12 protein-coding genes and 4 tRNA genes are annotated in these 14,982 nt (G+C 35.7%); 3 read left to right on the plus strand and 13 right to left on the minus strand.

All coding sequences use genetic code 11. The features are described from left to right. Positions 1 to 113: 113 nt before the first annotated feature. Genes FcAc13_RS09685 through FcAc13_RS09695 form a run of 3 tightly spaced genes read right to left on the minus strand, consistent with a single transcriptional unit; the run spans position 114 to position 3,369 of the window. Positions 114 to 1,268 (minus strand): ABC transporter permease, encoded by a 1,155-nt coding sequence (locus FcAc13_RS09685; protein WP_187756161.1) that lies wholly within the window; start codon positions 1,266 to 1,268, stop codon positions 114 to 116. Continuing rightward, positions 1,268 to 2,416 carry an ABC transporter permease gene (locus FcAc13_RS09690; protein WP_187756022.1) on the minus strand — a complete coding sequence of 383 codons (1,149 nt, stop codon included), beginning with the start codon at positions 2,414 to 2,416 and terminating at the stop codon, positions 1,268 to 1,270. Before FcAc13_RS09690 ends, FcAc13_RS09685 begins: the two co-directional genes overlap by 1 nt. Continuing rightward, entirely contained in the window at positions 2,398 to 3,369 is a 972-nt protein-coding gene (locus FcAc13_RS09695; protein WP_187756023.1) for an HlyD family secretion protein, read from the minus strand. The genes FcAc13_RS09690 and FcAc13_RS09695 overlap by 19 nt, the downstream gene beginning before the upstream one ends. A gap of 435 nt (positions 3,370 to 3,804) precedes the next feature. Here FcAc13_RS09695 and FcAc13_RS09700 point away from each other — a divergent pair, with 435 nt between their 5' ends. After that, a complete protein-coding gene (locus tag FcAc13_RS09700) occupies positions 3,805 to 5,091 on the plus strand; it encodes an NAD(P)/FAD-dependent oxidoreductase (RefSeq protein ID WP_187756024.1) in 1,287 nt (428 codons plus the stop codon). Between the two features lie 89 nt (positions 5,092 to 5,180). Here the strand turns inward: FcAc13_RS09700 and nusG are convergent, their stop codons facing one another. The 7 genes from nusG to FcAc13_RS09735 all read right to left on the minus strand — a co-directional run bounded on the left by nusG (position 5,181) and on the right by FcAc13_RS09735 (position 8,286). Next, positions 5,181 to 5,726 carry a transcription termination/antitermination protein NusG gene (gene nusG / locus FcAc13_RS09705; protein WP_187756025.1) on the minus strand — a complete coding sequence of 182 codons (546 nt, stop codon included), beginning with the start codon at positions 5,724 to 5,726 and terminating at the stop codon, positions 5,181 to 5,183. A gap of 1 nt (position 5,727) precedes the next feature. Beyond that, a complete protein-coding gene (secE, locus tag FcAc13_RS09710; RefSeq protein WP_187756026.1) occupies positions 5,728 to 6,135 on the minus strand; it encodes a preprotein translocase subunit SecE in 408 nt (135 codons plus the stop codon). 170 nt (positions 6,136 to 6,305) lie between these two features. Beyond that, positions 6,306 to 7,490, minus strand: a complete 1,185-nt coding sequence (gene tuf, locus FcAc13_RS09715; RefSeq protein ID WP_187756027.1) for an elongation factor Tu — start codon at positions 7,488 to 7,490, stop codon at positions 6,306 to 6,308. A 250-nt stretch (positions 7,491 to 7,740) separates the two neighbouring features. Continuing rightward, positions 7,741 to 7,816: transfer RNA gene (locus FcAc13_RS09720), tRNA-Thr, on the minus strand. 2 nt (positions 7,817 to 7,818) lie between these two features. Next, positions 7,819 to 7,893 (minus strand) — tRNA-Gly (locus tag FcAc13_RS09725). 190 nt (positions 7,894 to 8,083) lie between these two features. Next, a tRNA-Tyr gene (locus FcAc13_RS09730) sits at positions 8,084 to 8,168 on the minus strand. Between the two features lie 42 nt (positions 8,169 to 8,210). After that, positions 8,211 to 8,286 (minus strand) — tRNA-Thr (locus FcAc13_RS09735). Between the two features lie 562 nt (positions 8,287 to 8,848). Here FcAc13_RS09735 and FcAc13_RS09740 point away from each other — a divergent pair. Continuing rightward, positions 8,849 to 9,568 (plus strand): type 1 glutamine amidotransferase, encoded by a 720-nt coding sequence (locus tag FcAc13_RS09740; protein WP_187756028.1) that lies wholly within the window; start codon positions 8,849 to 8,851, stop codon positions 9,566 to 9,568. 328 nt (positions 9,569 to 9,896) lie between these two features. Here the strand turns inward: FcAc13_RS09740 and metJ are convergent, their stop codons facing one another. Continuing rightward, the gene (gene metJ / locus FcAc13_RS09745) at positions 9,897 to 10,214 is read right to left on the minus strand and encodes a met regulon transcriptional regulator MetJ (RefSeq protein ID WP_187756029.1); all 318 of its coding nucleotides are present in this window, start codon (positions 10,212 to 10,214) and stop codon (positions 9,897 to 9,899) included. Positions 10,215 to 10,382: 168 nt separating this feature from the next. On the opposite strand from metJ, the gene metB reads away from it, so the two are divergent. Continuing rightward, a complete protein-coding gene (metB, locus tag FcAc13_RS09750; RefSeq protein WP_187756030.1) occupies positions 10,383 to 11,555 on the plus strand; it encodes a cystathionine gamma-synthase in 1,173 nt (390 codons plus the stop codon). A gap of 200 nt (positions 11,556 to 11,755) precedes the next feature. On the opposite strand, the gene rlmB is transcribed toward metB, so the two are convergent. Together rlmB and rnr are read right to left on the minus strand one after the other, a co-directional pair. Next, a complete protein-coding gene (rlmB, locus tag FcAc13_RS09755; RefSeq protein ID WP_187756031.1) occupies positions 11,756 to 12,493 on the minus strand; it encodes a 23S rRNA (guanosine(2251)-2'-O)-methyltransferase RlmB in 738 nt (245 codons plus the stop codon). Positions 12,494 to 12,502: 9 nt separating this feature from the next. Further along, positions 12,503 to 14,854 carry a ribonuclease R gene (rnr, locus tag FcAc13_RS09760; protein ID WP_187756032.1) on the minus strand — a complete coding sequence of 784 codons (2,352 nt, stop codon included), beginning with the start codon at positions 14,852 to 14,854 and terminating at the stop codon, positions 12,503 to 12,505. Positions 14,855 to 14,982 lie beyond the last annotated feature (128 nt).

The raw sequence follows: 14,982 nt of genomic DNA on the forward strand, positions 1-14,982 counted from the left end.
TTTTTATAATGTGAATCAAATCAAACTTTCGATATCAACATATATCCGTATAAATAACTGTGACGGATAATTTATTAAAACATTATAATAAATAATAGTCATCAATTTATTGATTATTTATAGAAATATTTAAACGAATAGCGTTTAAAAAATGCTCGTGCTCTTCCCTCTCGAACCATTGCAATAAATATACCTAAGAATGCATAAAAACAACCTAATACCATTAACATAAATAAATTAAATAAATTGTCTAAAATAGATAATCCCATTTGATTAACGCCGGCAATCATATTAGTCGCCCACGTTGAAGGCAATAATTTCGCGATACATTTTACCCAATTAGGCATTGCTTCGAGTGGCCAAATGGTACCTGAAAGGTAAAATACTGGCGTGGTCATAAAGGATAAAGTCAAATATATCATTTCAATTTTTCTTAAACTTTCAGTTAATAATTTAGCCAATCCCAATACTGCTAATAAAAAAGGAAAAGTCATTAATAATATTTGCGGTAACGTGGCTAATTGACGATAACCTAAGATCCATGGCCACAAGCCAAATAAAACGATCGATAGAAATAACCAAATTGGAATTAAAGCCGATAAACTTCCCAAAAAAATAATTGCTGGCGGTTTACCTTGAGGAGAAGCGCTGAGTGCGATATGTGTTCTAGTTGACACGATCAATAATGAATGTTGCAACAGCATAACTAATAAGCCGGGAAATGTGATCGCAGCAAAGCTGATACCCGCATTATACAAAGGATCAATCTGACTTTTAATTGGCATTAAAATGATGTTAACTTGTTCAGCCGTTAAGCCACTATTACGCATAAGGTTTGCATTATAACGACTAAGAAATTGTTGGTAAATGGATTTAAAATCTTGTTGAATCATTCCATTTGCTAACCGGCTGGATGCATCACCATATGCGGGAATAGTGATCGTTTCACCTTTTAGTAAACGTTTTTCATAATCATGAGGAATCGTTATAACAGCAAACAATTTTCGATCATTAATATCTTGATAAGCATCTAAAGAATTTTCATAAATGGTAATATTAACTTTAGCACTAGTATCTAATACTCGAATCAATTCGCGGCTAGAAGCACTATGATCGAGATCAACCACCGCTACAGGTAAATTATTAATTGACCCATTAAGATAGACCAAGCTCATCAATACTACCGAAATCATCAACAGTAACCATTTTGGTTCGGCAAGAAATCTTAGAGTAACACGTTTAAATGCAGTCCAATACAATATAAACATCATGAAGTTCCTTCTAGAATTAAACGTTTAACTAAGCGTTTTCTTACTAAGAACGTAATAATGATCGGATAACTAGACAAGATTAAGCATGTTTTTACTACAGATAATAAACTAGCATGACGTAAAAACAGATCAAATAATTTATTTAAAGCATAAGTTAACGGTTCGATTGACGATATAAACCTGGCTATCCAAGGCATAGATAATTCTGGTACAACAACACCGGAATAAGTCAACGCTAAACCGACCAATAATCCGATAAAAGAATAAGCATCAATTATTGAGCGAGTAAAAGTAAATAATAAAATACCAAGACTTTGTGCTGCAATGACATAAAAGAATCCGACAATCAGCATTGAAAAAGGATTACCAGAAACTCTGGCTTGTGAATATAACACTAGTAAAGCAATTTCAAAAATGAGCAGCATGGTATACCACAAAGTATAAGGCGCCAGTTTTCCTAAAATAAATGGATAACTTAAACGCGTTTTTCGTGGTAATTTACCTAAAACATGAATGGTTAAAGCAACAACAAAAAGCTGAATTAAATGTACCATTGCAGAAAATTGCTGAAAATACATAGAATTACCACTAGCATTAAATAACCCATCATAATTAAGATTAGCCTGTACCAACTTGGGAATTGCCAAACCCGCTTTTGCTGCTAACAGTATTCGTAATTCACTATTGAGTTGTGCGATTAAACCTGAATAATCCATAATTGAGTATAATCCAGCACTGTAATATAGGGCATTATAATAAAAAATAGGTGTCGGTTGACGCCCAGCTAGCACATCGGCTTCAAAGTTAGGGGGTATATAGAGTAATGCATAAATATTCGCTTTAGCTAGCGATTTTTCGGCTTGATTTAACGAATCTTCATAATCAATGATATTCGCATGTGCACCTGCATTGAGATCACGTATAATCGTTTTTGAAAGAACACTCTTATCTTGATCGACTACCCCAACAGGTAAATCATAAAGAACCCCTTGCGAAAAAATATTGCCAATTAAGACAAATATCAGTAAAGGTAAAATCCACAATAACCAATGATGAGTAAAACGCCGAAATATAAATTGTAGCTCATCATCAAATGCAGCCTTAAAGCGTTTAAAAAAAACGACAGCTAATTCTCTAAGGTCCATAAACAACTCATACCAACACGTAAATTTTTGATCGGTTTGATCGGATATAATCGTACTTCAAAAGTTTTAAGGTCGAAGTCACCCGTCGCTCGAGTGGCACGTTTAGTAGTAAAATCCCCCATTGTGGCAATATATTTAATTTCGGCTTCAATTTTCTCTTCTCCCAGTGCCGGTACCGTTAAGAAAACATGATCACCTTTATGAATATTGACTAAGATATTCTCACGAATATTATACACAAAATAAGCATCTGGCAGTTGTACAACTGTTAATAATGGACTAGTGGCATTGAATAATTCTCCGACTTCAGCAGGAATTGATCCTACTTCCCCATTAACAGGAGATTTAACTTGTAAATCATCATACTGAATCATTAATTGTTTTAATTGCTCCTCGGCCTGCTGTAACTTAGCTTGATAAATTTGCTTTTGTTCAACCCGATCGCCATTGAGTGCTTGATCTAAATTTGCTTGTGCCGATTTTACTTGCTGATAAGCCGCATCGCGAGCTTTCAATGAATTATCTAAAACCGACTGTGAAACAAAACCTTTACTCGATACTGCTTTATTTCTTTCATAGTCTTTTTGGGCATTATCATAAGTCGCTTGTGCTTGAGCTAATAAAGCTTGGTAGTAACGGATACTTTCTTCACGTGTGCCATGCAAAGACAGTTCCAGTTGTGCTTTAGCTTGATCACGTTCTGCCTGAGCCGCTTTTACCTGAGATAATAATTCAGGGCTATCAAGTGTAATAACAATATCACCCTCTTTAACATCATCACCACGATTGACATGTATAACTTGTACACGTCCTCTGGCTTTAGAGGATAAATTGACATTCGGTGCATCAACTTCTCCTTGCAATATTAGATCACTGTTATGTGAACGAATTAATATTGTCATGGAAATCGTCAATACAATAAACAAAACTACAAAAAAAATCTTTTTATTCATAATTAAACAACACAGTTAGAATGAATGTGATAAGAAAGAAACCTTTAATTTTATATTCTTTTAAATTACAGATACAAAATCAGTAGTTCTTATTATAATAGAAAATGACACTAATCAGCGTAATACAGACATAGATGTCAAAGATGATATAATCCGTATAATTGATTATATTAAACCTATTAGTACTTAACGATAAGTATTAACAATAGGTACGAACGAATGAAGTACGTTACTAGTAATATTTATTATACCATAGTATATGAGAGTAGAGCAAAATACTATAACTAAATTGTACTATTTTTTACCTTAGATTAATAGTTATTACCTATATTATATATTGAACTAAATCGATTAATAAAATCTGACTTATTTAGTATGATATTCGCTATTATAACAATATTTGTTTATAAAATATTTTAATAAGGTATAAAAAAGATGAAAAAAATCGTTATTGTTGGTGGCGGTGCCGGAGGTTTAGCGCTTGCAACGCAACTAGGTAAAAAGCTAGGTAAATCAGGTAAAGCTGATGTAACTTTGGTTGATAAAAATACCAATCATTTATGGAAACCGCTACTTCATGAAATTGCTACAGGTTCACTTAACGATGAACTTGATAATGTCAACTATTTAGTCCAAGCTAAAAATAACTATTTTTCATTCAAACAAGGTCAATTAATCGATATTAATCGTGAGCAAAAAACGATTAAGTTGAATAATATTAATGATCATCAAAATCAAACGATATTCCCCGAAACAGTACTTAATTATGATATTTTAGTTATGGCAATCGGTAGTACCTCTAATGATTTTGGTACACCAGGTGTTAAAGAAAATTGCATTTTCTTGGATGACCAAGAATCGGCAAAAAAATTCCGTAAATCATTCCTTTCGACTTTATTCCGTATTTCATCAGGCTTAGATACAAAAGACAAACTAAATATTACTATTGTTGGTGCTGGAGCCACTGGTGTTGAGATGACAACTGAACTATTTAAGATGGTTGACACAATCGGCTACTATGGATTTAAAAAGTTATCTTCGGAATTATTGAATATTACCATAATTGAAGCAACTGATCGTATTTTAGGGGCATTACCAGAGAATACGGCTAAAGATATTCATCTCAAATTAGAAGAGTTTGGTGCTAAAATTCTGACTAAGACTAAAATTGTAAAAGCCGATGAAAATCATTTCTATCCTGAAGGACAAGAGCCTATTCCTGCCGATATTATGCTATGGACAGCTGGTGTTAAAGCTCCCGATTTTCTAAAAGATATTGCTGCTTTAGAGACTAATCGGGCAAATCAACTTGTCGTTAAATCAACACTACAAACTAGCCGTGATGAAGCTATTTTTGCTATTGGTGATTGTGCATGTTGCGCTAAATCTGGTGGAGGATTTACCCCAGCTACCGCACAAGCAGCACATCAAATGGCTGCGATTTGTTATAAAAATATTGTTGCCCTTATAAACAATCAGCCATTAAAAACGTTTGAATACAATAATAAAGGAACAATTATTTCACTGGCACATACCGCCCAAGGTGTTATTACGACTATTGGGGAAAAACAAATGGGAGTCAAAGGATGGTTTGCATCTTGTATTTATACAATGTTATATCGCTTCCATCAAATCTCTTTATTTGGGATATTTAAAACATTAAGGTTAGTGAGTGCCAACAGAGTATACCGTTCTATTAGAACAAAAATTAATATGGAATAATTTGGCTCTTTTTCACGAGTATTTTTATAACATCGCAAAAAGAAAAACCGAGCTAAAGCTCGGTTTTTTAAATACATTAATAAGTTAAATTAGCTTTTTTCTACCTGACTAAAATCAAGCTCGACTGGTGTTGAACGACCAAAGATAGATACCGACACTTTTAAACGGCTCTTTTCATAATCAACTTCTTCCACTACACCATTGAAATCAGCAAAAGGCCCCTCATTAACACGTACCAATTCACCTGGTTCAAATAATGTTTTAGGACGTGGTTTGTCACCTACCTGTTGTAGGCGATTCATAATCGCATCAACTTCGCGTTGGCTAATGGGCGCCGGACGATCAGATGTACCACCAATAAAACCCATTGTTCTTGGCACGCTACGAACGAGATGCCATGTCGCATCATTCATCGCCATTTCAACTAAAACATAACCTGGAAAGAACTTTCGTTCACTTTTACGGCGTTGACCACCTTTCATTTCAATAACTTCTTCGGTTGGGACAAGTACTTCACCGAATAAATCTTCCATATTATGTAATTTTATATATTCACGTAATGATTGTGCAACACGCGCCTCATAACCTGAGTAAGCTTGAATAACATACCATCGTTTTTTTTGTGTTTCACTCATACTAATGCCCTAATACTGTTAAACCAGAAACTCCCCACGAGAACATAGCGTCGAGTCCCCATAGACATAGACCAACAACAATAGTTATAACAGCAACTAACACTGTCGTTTGTGTGGTCTCTTTTCTGGTTGGCCAAACGACTTTACGAAGCTCGATTCGGGATTCCTTAGCAAAATTGATAAAGATTTTACCTTTAGTGGTGGTTAATACAATAAATAGTGCCAAAGCAGAAATCGCAATCACACCAACTAAACGAACAACTGTATTGGGTTCATAAATTGCATTTGGTTCCGAAAAATAAAAATTACCCCAAACAATAAAAGCTACAAGTAAGATAAAAAATATCCACTTAACTTTATCAAGCGATCCCTTCGCTTCTTGATTTTCGCTATTAGTACTAGTTCGCATATAAAACCCGTCATCTATTTTTATTTCTGAAAATAATTCACTTCATAAAATGCTCTTTAATTGCGATAAAAACATTTTACTAAATAAACTATTATTAACCAAATAAACTTAATAAGATAAGAAAGGGTATCTTAAGACACCCTCTCTTATTAAACTCATTATTAAAATAATTATTTAATAACTCGTGCAACAACACCCGCACCAACAGTACGACCACCTTCACGGATAGCAAAACGTAAACCTTCTGCCATCGCAATCGGGTGAATTAACGATACTGTCATTTTGATGTTATCGCCTGGCATTACCATTTCTACACCTTCTGGTAATTCAATAGTACCTGTTACGTCAGTTGTTCGGAAGTAGAACTGTGGACGGTAGCCTTTGAAGAATGGAGTATGACGACCACCTTCTTCCTTGCTTAATACGTAAACTTCTGATTCAAAATCTGTATGTGGGGTGATTGAACCTGGTTTGGCTAATACTTGACCACGTTCGATTTCTTCACGTTTAGTTCCTCGTAATAAGATACCAACGTTTTCTCCCGCTCGACCTTCGTCTAGTAATCTACGGAACATTTCAACGCCTGTACAAGTTGTTTTTGTGGTCGCTTTGATACCCACGATTTCAACTTCATCCCCAACCTTGATAATACCGCTTTCTACACGACCTGTTACCACTGTACCACGACCCGAAATTGAGAACACGTCTTCAATTGGAAGTAGGAATGGTTTGTCGATATCACGCTCTGGTTCCGGAATATAAGTGTCTAACGCTTCCGCTAATTCAACAATTTTGTCTTCCCATGCTGCATCGCCTTCTAACGCTTTTAACGCTGAACCACGAATAACTGGCGTGTCATCACCCGGGAAATCGTACTGAGATAGAAGTTCACGGACTTCCATTTCAACTAATTCTAATAACTCTTCATCATCAACCATATCACATTTGTTTAAGAATACGATGATGTAAGGAACACCTACCTGACGACCTAATAGAATGTGCTCACGAGTTTGTGGCATCGGACCATCTGTTGCTGCTACTACTAGGATAGCACCGTCCATTTGTGCCGCACCGGTGATCATGTTTTTAACATAGTCAGCATGGCCCGGGCAGTCTACGTGTGCGTAGTGACGATTCGGTGTATCGTATTCAACGTGTGAAGTATTGATGGTAATACCACGTGCTTTTTCTTCTGGTGCATTATCGATTTGATCGAATGCACGTGCTTGTCCGCCGTATTTTTTAGCAAGTACTGAAGTAATTGCTGCTGTTAAAGTTGTTTTACCATGGTCAACGTGGCCGATTGTACCTACGTTAACGTGGGGTTTTGTACGTTCAAATTTTTCTTTAGACATTAATTGTCCCTCTAATGTAATACAAATCGGTGTTAAATCACCACATTAACCTCGTATTTTTAACCGTTCTTCAGCTTTTTAATATTTGATAATAAAAAACGTCCAAAAAGTAAAAACACTCACTTAAAAATCAGCTCTGAATGATAACAGATAAAAGTACCTTGTTACAAGCTTTATAGTATAATTTTGCTTAAGTAAAGAAAATTAATTTTGACAGGTCGAGATTAAGTATAAAATTAAGGGAAGACATTGGTGCTGATAGGCAGATTTGAACTGCCGACCTCACCCTTACCAAGGGTGCGCTCTACCTACTGAGCTATATCAGCATTGGAGCGGGCAGCGGGAATCGAACCCGCATCATCAGCTTGGAAGGCTGAGGTAATAGCCATTATACGATGCCCGCATGTTCAACATTGGCTACCTAAATGCTTATATAGTTAGATATTGCATACTTTACGCGACCTTACTAATTTTCGCACTTAGCTGCATAATTATAAAATAGAACTGGCTATCATTCTACTTTATTAAAAATCTATTAACCTGAATAATATTATAAATTATGTAGTTTTAAAAATTATTTATCTTACAATAAATGGTGGTGGGGGAAGGATTCGAACCTTCGAAGTGTGACACGGCAGATTTACAGTCTGCTCCCTTTGGCCGCTCGGGAACCCCACCCGAAACTACAACTTACTTTTTAAAATATTACTTAGGATAATATGGTGCCGGCTGCCGGAATCGAACTGGCGACCTACTGATTACAAGTCAGTTGCTCTACCTACTGAGCTAAGCCGGCCTAAGTGCTGCGCATTGTAGATTTATTTAAAAGCCATTGCAAGTGCTAATTGCAATTTTTTTTTCAGTTGCTTAAAAAGCATTCAAAGATACTCAATTACAGATATTTTTTAATATAAATTATAACCTGACTTTGGCTGTTTTTTCATCTTAATTATGCGTTTCATTGGTTTTTTTTAAATAATAGCATCGAAAAATATATCGATAATCATATGTTTTATATAATCTTTTTATAAAGATATCCAATAATATACTAAGGCAACAATCTAACAAAATGAATTTCATACACTTTTTTTAATTTTAAAAAAGAATATGACAACTTTAGCAGCGAGATAAATTACAAAAATTCTTACCAACTCGAAAAAAATAGCCGTTATTTATCATCGATAATTTTAGGTTAACTGCTAAATTATTTCCAATGGTTATATTGTGTTTATTAGTAAAATACGCATAATGAATCAATTATAACTGGTTATTATTACATCCATCTCTTAAGCACATTAATCAAACATAATAATTCTTTTGCAATATTGGTAAAGTATTTAGAATATAGGAACATCACAATGCACATTCATTTTATTATTCACGAAGCATTTGAAGCACCCGGTGCCTATGAACATTGGGCAATCAGTCATAAACATATTATGAGTTATTCTCGCGTTTATTTAGGAGAATTACTACCAGATGACATAGATAACCTTGATTTTTTAATTATCATGGGTGGCCCACAATCACCGTCGACCACCCAACAAGAATGTGCCCATTTTAATTCTCTTGCAGAACAAAGCCTTATTCGGTCAGCAATTAAAGCTGGTAAAGTGGTAATTGGGGTTTGCCTTGGTGCACAATTGATTGGTGAAGCTTTAGGCGCAAAGCATGAGCATAGCCCTGAAAAAGAGATTGGTAAATTTCCAATTAAGTTAACCCAAACGGGCAAAAATCATCCGTTGTTTTCTGAGTTTGGTGATGACCTAGCAGTAGGGCATTGGCATAGTGATATGCCTGGTTTGACTAAAAATACCCAAATCATTGCATATAGTGAAGGGTGTCCTCGTCAAATCCTTGCCTATGATAAATTGGTTTATGGTTTTCAATGTCATATGGAATTAACTAATGAAGTAGTTGAACAACTTATTTGCCATTCACAAAACGATCTCAGCCAAGCAACTAAATACCGCTTTGTTGATACGCCTGATCAACTTCGTGCACATGATTATACCGAAATGAATCGAAAACTTTTTACTTTTCTTGACAAGTTAACTCTCGACTATTTGTCGAGCTAAAAAACTGTTTTCGATTAAATAATTAGTCGGGAATAAACTGAACAAGAAAATATTATTGATGACCAAACACAGCATTGTCATTTAAGGTTTAAACTGACAAAAAATAGTTTGTTTTAAAACGCTAATCGAATTGGTGGCGACAGCACAAATCCTATTTGGCATCAATAGAATTCTTTTAGCAACGCAAATCAATCTAGTCAAATCACCAGCAAACAATAAGCATTATTTTAAGTAATATTGCAAAATATCATTAGCCATTATTGATAAATTATGTTTATTTGAATCTATTTTCTGATTGCATATTCCAATATCAAATGATAAGTCATGATTAATATTCTAATGCATCAGGATCAATTCCCAACTTAATCATCATTTCGCGAGCCTGAACAGGAATACCATCATCACGTTCTTTATTTAGATCATTGTCACTTGGTAATGGTTGACCGGTGAAAGCATGTAAAAACGCTTCACATAACAATTCACTATTCGTTGCATGTCTCAGATTGTTAACTTGTCTTCTAGTGCGTTCATCAGTAAGAATTTTTAAAACTTTCAAAGGAATTGACACAGTAATTTTTTTCACTTGCTCGCTTTTCTTTCCATGTTCAGCATAGGGACTGATATAATCACCGTTCCATTCCATCATACAGCTACCTCATCATTTGGTATTAATAACAAAATATATGTGATTAATTTTATCGTCTTTTTTTAATCGTCGCAATCTACACATCGAAGTATTTAGACATCTAGACATGTTGACGTCTTATACTGGTGTGCTATATTTGAACATATATTCTTATAAAGGTTGAACATTATGAAAAAATACAGCGATCAGCCCGTTCTTTCTCAAAGAACAATTGCCGTGAGGAGTGGATTAAATACCGACAATCAACATGGTGCCGTTATTCCTAAAATTTCTCTAACGACTTGTTATCGTTTTGAAGAATTTGCAAAACCAAGACCATTCGATTATGGTCGAAAATCGACACCAAATCGAGATTCAGTACAAAAAACGATTGCCGCGCTCGAAGGTGGTGTTGATGCCATTTTAACAAATTGCGGTATGTCGGCCATTCACTTGCTTTCGGTTGCGTTACTTTCTCCTAATGATTTAGTTATTGCTCCCTATGATTGCTATGGTGGTAGCTACCGATTATTTAATAGTTTAAGTCAAAAAGGCTATTTTAAAGCAAAATTTATCAATCAGGCTGACGATGAGGCGGTTAAACAAGCATTAGCTTTGCAGCCAAAATTAATTTTAATTGAAACACCAAATAATCCACTATTACGCGTAGTCGATATAAAAAAAATAGCTGATTTAGCCCACCAAGCAGGTGCATTAGTGCTTGTCGATAACACCTTTATGACACCCATTTTACAACAACCCTTTACACTCGGGGCTGATATAATTATTCATTCATGCACTAAATTTTTAAATGGTCATTCTGATTTATTAGCTGGCGTTTTAGTATTTAAAGATCAACAGCTTGCTGATGATGTTTTGTGGTGGTCAAATAATATCGGAACAGCTAATTCATCGTTTGATACTTATTTACTCCAACGTGGCTTAAGAACATTAGCGGTGCGCGTTTTAGCACAGCAAGAAAGTGCTATGAAAATCGTCGATTTTCTCTCACAACATCCAAAAATCGCAGCTGTTCATCACCCATCTTTAACCTCCACTTTGGGACATGATATTGCCAAGAAACAACAAAAGGGTTATGGTTCGTTATTGAGTTTTGAGCTAAAAGGCGGAGCAGAAAAAACACCTATTTTTGTTGAAAAACTAAAGATTTTTACCTTAGCACAATCATTAGGAGGTACCGAAAGTTTGATTTCTCATCCAACTACTATGACCCATGCGGGTATTAGTGCTCAAGCTCGTCAGGCCGCGGGAATTTCGGATCAATTGTTAAGAATTTCAGTTGGCTTAGAAGATGTTAATGATCTGATTGCCGATTTAGCTCAAGCGTTAGAGCAGATTTAATCCAACGTAAGTGGGTTAAAACCCACTTATCAATTTGAATTATAATAAAATGACCAATATCCAGAATCAAAATGTTTTATGATTCTAATCAAATTGCACTATGCGCGTATATTTTTTACTTATTATCACAATCCCACTCGCATTGTTTAATGCTAATATCACTTCATTACTGATTCGTCGTGACAACTTACCTGACTAGGTTAGTTAGATTTTTGTCTCACGACTTCAAACAAACAAATACCAGTTGCCACGGAAACATTCAGCGAAGAGACCATCCCTGCCATTGGAAGACTGACAAGCTCATCGCAATGTTCTTTGGTTAAGCGTCGCATTCCCTCACCTTCAGCGCCCATTACTAAAGCAAGTGGCCCAGTTAACTTACTCTGATATAAGGTATGGTTGGCTTCTCCTGCTGTACCGACAATCCAAATCTGAAACTCATCTTTTAACATTCGCATGGTACGTGCCAGATTGGTGACTCGAATAACCGGTACTCCTTCAGCAGCACCACAGGCTACCTTTCTAGCAATAGCATTCAGTGGGGCAGATCTATCTTTAGGTACAATAATAAAATCCACACCCGCGGCATCAGCACTTCTGATACAAGCACCTAAATTATGTGGATCGGTAACACCATCTAAAATTAAGATAAAAGGTGTCGTTACTTTTTTAATTAAATTTGGCAAGTCATTTTCATGGTAATTTTGGCTCGGTTTAATTTCTGCCATAATACCTTGATGAACGCCTTGTTTCGTTTGTTCATCAAGCCATTTACGCTCAACTAACTTAATCACAATACCTAGTGATTGTAATTCTTCAATTAATGGTATTAATCGTTTATCTTCACGATTTTTTAATAGATAAACTCGCAAAAATTTTTCTGGCGAGCGGGCTAAAACAGCTTGTAAGGCATGAATGCCGTATATTATTTCACTCATATTGATTGACTACTTAGTTTTCTTCTTAGCTGATGAATTCGTATTTTTTTTCGCTTTCACAGATGATGTTCCGGCACGTTTACGTTTTTTCTTGATCGATTTATCAAGATTAAGTTTAGGTGCAGAACGTTGTTGTTTATTACCCCGTTCTTTGCCAGTTTTTCCGTAACGACGTGGCTTATTATCGCTGCCAACTAAACTAAAATCAATTTTTCGCTCTTCTGGATTTACCGCCTCAACTTTCACTTTAACCTTATCACCCAAGCGATAACTGAAGCGAGTATTTTCACCGATTAAACGACTTCTTGCAGCATCAAAACTATAATAATCATTTTCTAGAGATGATACATGGACTAAACCGTCAATAAACAGATCATCTAATCGCACAAAAAATCCGAAGTTAGTCACACTACTAATAACACCGTCGTAAACTTCACCAACATGATCTTGCATAAAATCACACTTTAACCAGTCTACCACATCTCTAACCGCTTCATCTGCACGACGTTCAGTCATTGAACAATGCTCACCAAAATAGAGCATTTCTTGCATATTATAGTGATAACCACCTGTTTTGCTATCACAATGCGCTTGATTAGCTAAAATCCATTTAATAGTGCGATGTAATAATAAATCGGGATAACGCCGAATCGGTGAAGTAAAGTGAGCATACGATTCAAGAGCTAAACCAAAATGACCTCGATTTTCTGGATCATAAATAGCCTGTTTCATTGAACGCAGTATCATCGTCTGCAACATGTCATGATCAGGGCGTTTAGCGACCAATGCCATTAATTTAGCGATATCTTTCGGTTGCGGCTTTAACCCACCTTCTAAAGTTATCCCTAGTTCATTTAGTGTGGTTCGTAAATTATTTAAACGATCTTCATCAGGCTTATCATGTACACGATAAAGCGATGGAATCTGTAAGTGCTCAACAAACTTTGCTGCGGCGACATTGGCTAAAATCATACATTCTTCAATAATTTTATGGGCATCATTTCGTTCAGCCATTTCTATTCGCTCAATGCGTTTATCGGCATTAAAAATAAATTTTGGCTCTGCCGATTCAAATCCAATTGCCCCTCGTTCATTACGTTTTTTATCGAGAATTTGATAAAGATTATGAAGATTTTCTAAATGTTTAACTAACGGTTGATAATGATCACGTAACTGCTGATCACCATGTAACATTTTATGCACTTTAGTATAGGTTAATCTTGCATGAGAATTCATTACTGCTTCATAGAACTGATAAGACGTTAAATTGCCTTTTAGCGAAATAGTCATTTCACACACTAAACATAATCGATCTACTTGTGGATTTAAAGAACAAAGCCCATTAGATAATACTTCGGGTAACATCGGCACCACTCGAGATGGAAAATAAACTGACGTTCCTCGATTACAGGCCTCTTTATCTAATGCGGTTTTAGGTTTGACATAATAACTGACGTCTGCTATCGCTACCCAAAGTCGATATCCACCACCACGATTTTTTTCACAATATACTGCATCATCAAAATCACGCGCATCTTCCCCATCAATTGTCACCAAAGGCAAATGTGTCAGATCTTTTCTACCTTTTTTAGCTTGAGCGGAAACGGTTTCAGATAATTTACTGATGGCTTTTTCAACTTCAACAGGTAACACATGAGGAATATCATGATTGCGAATGGCAATTTCAATAGCTAGACTGGTACCCATGTTTTCGCCTAATATTTCGGTAATTTTGCCGATGGCTTTTTGGCGCTGTTGTGGCCTTTTGAGTAATTCAACCGCAACTACTGTCCCCATACGTACCGTTTTAGGTGGTTTTTCAGCAATTAAAATATCAAAATTTAATCGGTTATCATCAGGAACGACAAATCCAATGCCTTCTTCAATAAAATAGCGACCGACAATTTGATCACTACGAAACTCAAGCACTCTAACAATACGCGCTTCGGTTTTACCTTTATATTGACTAGCAATCGGTTGAGCGAGAACTACGTCACCATGAAGTGTTTTTTTCATCTCCTGGTGCGATAAAAAATAATCATCAGCCTGACCTTCAACCCGTAAGAAACCATATCCATCGCGATGAGCTAACACCAATCCTTTGACCATTAATAATTTTTCGGGCAATGCATAACATTTACGGCGAGTAAAGATGACTTGTCCATCACGCTCCATGGCCCGTAAACGACGATGCAATGCTTCTTTTTGTTGTTCATCAAGCAATCCCATTGCTTTAGCAATATTTTCCAGATTAGCTGGTTTAGCAATATTTTCTAAATAGTTGATAATATGTTCACGACTTGCAATCGGTGATTGGTATTTTTCAGCTTCGCGATCATAAAAAGGATCTTTGATTACCATTTGTTTATCCATTATTGATAAAATTACCTAATAGCATAGCATACTTTCATCAACTCCATATCGATTAGCTATAAGTTTAAGCAAATAAATAATTAATCTTTACTGTGTTATTTAGCCGTGATAACTCA

The sequence above is a fragment of the Frischella japonica genome (assembly GCF_014489845.1).
Lineage (GTDB): Bacteria > Pseudomonadota > Gammaproteobacteria > Enterobacterales > Orbaceae > Frischella > Frischella japonica.

What these genes read in the sequence shown, in the direction of transcription:
- FcAc13_RS09690 (WP_187756022.1), bottom strand. Translation starts at nt 2,416, where the DNA reads ATGGACCTTAGAGAATTAGCTGTCGTTTTTTTTAAACGCTTTAAGGCT.
- metJ (WP_187756029.1), bottom strand. Translation starts at nt 10,214, where the DNA reads ATGATGGAATGGAACGGTGATTATATCAGTCCCTATGCTGAACATGGA.
- FcAc13_RS09695 (WP_187756023.1), bottom strand. Translation starts at nt 3,369, where the DNA reads ATGAATAAAAAGATTTTTTTTGTAGTTTTGTTTATTGTATTGACGATT.
- rnr (WP_187756032.1), bottom strand. Translation starts at nt 14,854, where the DNA reads ATGGTAATCAAAGATCCTTTTTATGATCGCGAAGCTGAAAAATACCAA.
- secE (WP_187756026.1), bottom strand. Translation starts at nt 6,135, where the DNA reads ATGCGAACTAGTACTAATAGCGAAAATCAAGAAGCGAAGGGATCGCTT.
- FcAc13_RS09685 (WP_187756161.1), bottom strand. Translation starts at nt 1,268, where the DNA reads ATGTTTATATTGTATTGGACTGCATTTAAACGTGTTACTCTAAGATTT.
- FcAc13_RS09700 (WP_187756024.1), top strand. Translation starts at nt 3,805, where the DNA reads ATGAAAAAAATCGTTATTGTTGGTGGCGGTGCCGGAGGTTTAGCGCTT.
- nusG (WP_187756025.1), bottom strand. Translation starts at nt 5,726, where the DNA reads ATGAGTGAAACACAAAAAAAACGATGGTATGTTATTCAAGCTTACTCA.
- tuf (WP_187756027.1), bottom strand. Translation starts at nt 7,490, where the DNA reads ATGTCTAAAGAAAAATTTGAACGTACAAAACCCCACGTTAACGTAGGT.
- metB (WP_187756030.1), top strand. Translation starts at nt 10,383, where the DNA reads ATGAAAAAATACAGCGATCAGCCCGTTCTTTCTCAAAGAACAATTGCC.
- FcAc13_RS09740 (WP_187756028.1), top strand. Translation starts at nt 8,849, where the DNA reads ATGCACATTCATTTTATTATTCACGAAGCATTTGAAGCACCCGGTGCC.
- rlmB (WP_187756031.1), bottom strand. Translation starts at nt 12,493, where the DNA reads ATGAGTGAAATAATATACGGCATTCATGCCTTACAAGCTGTTTTAGCC.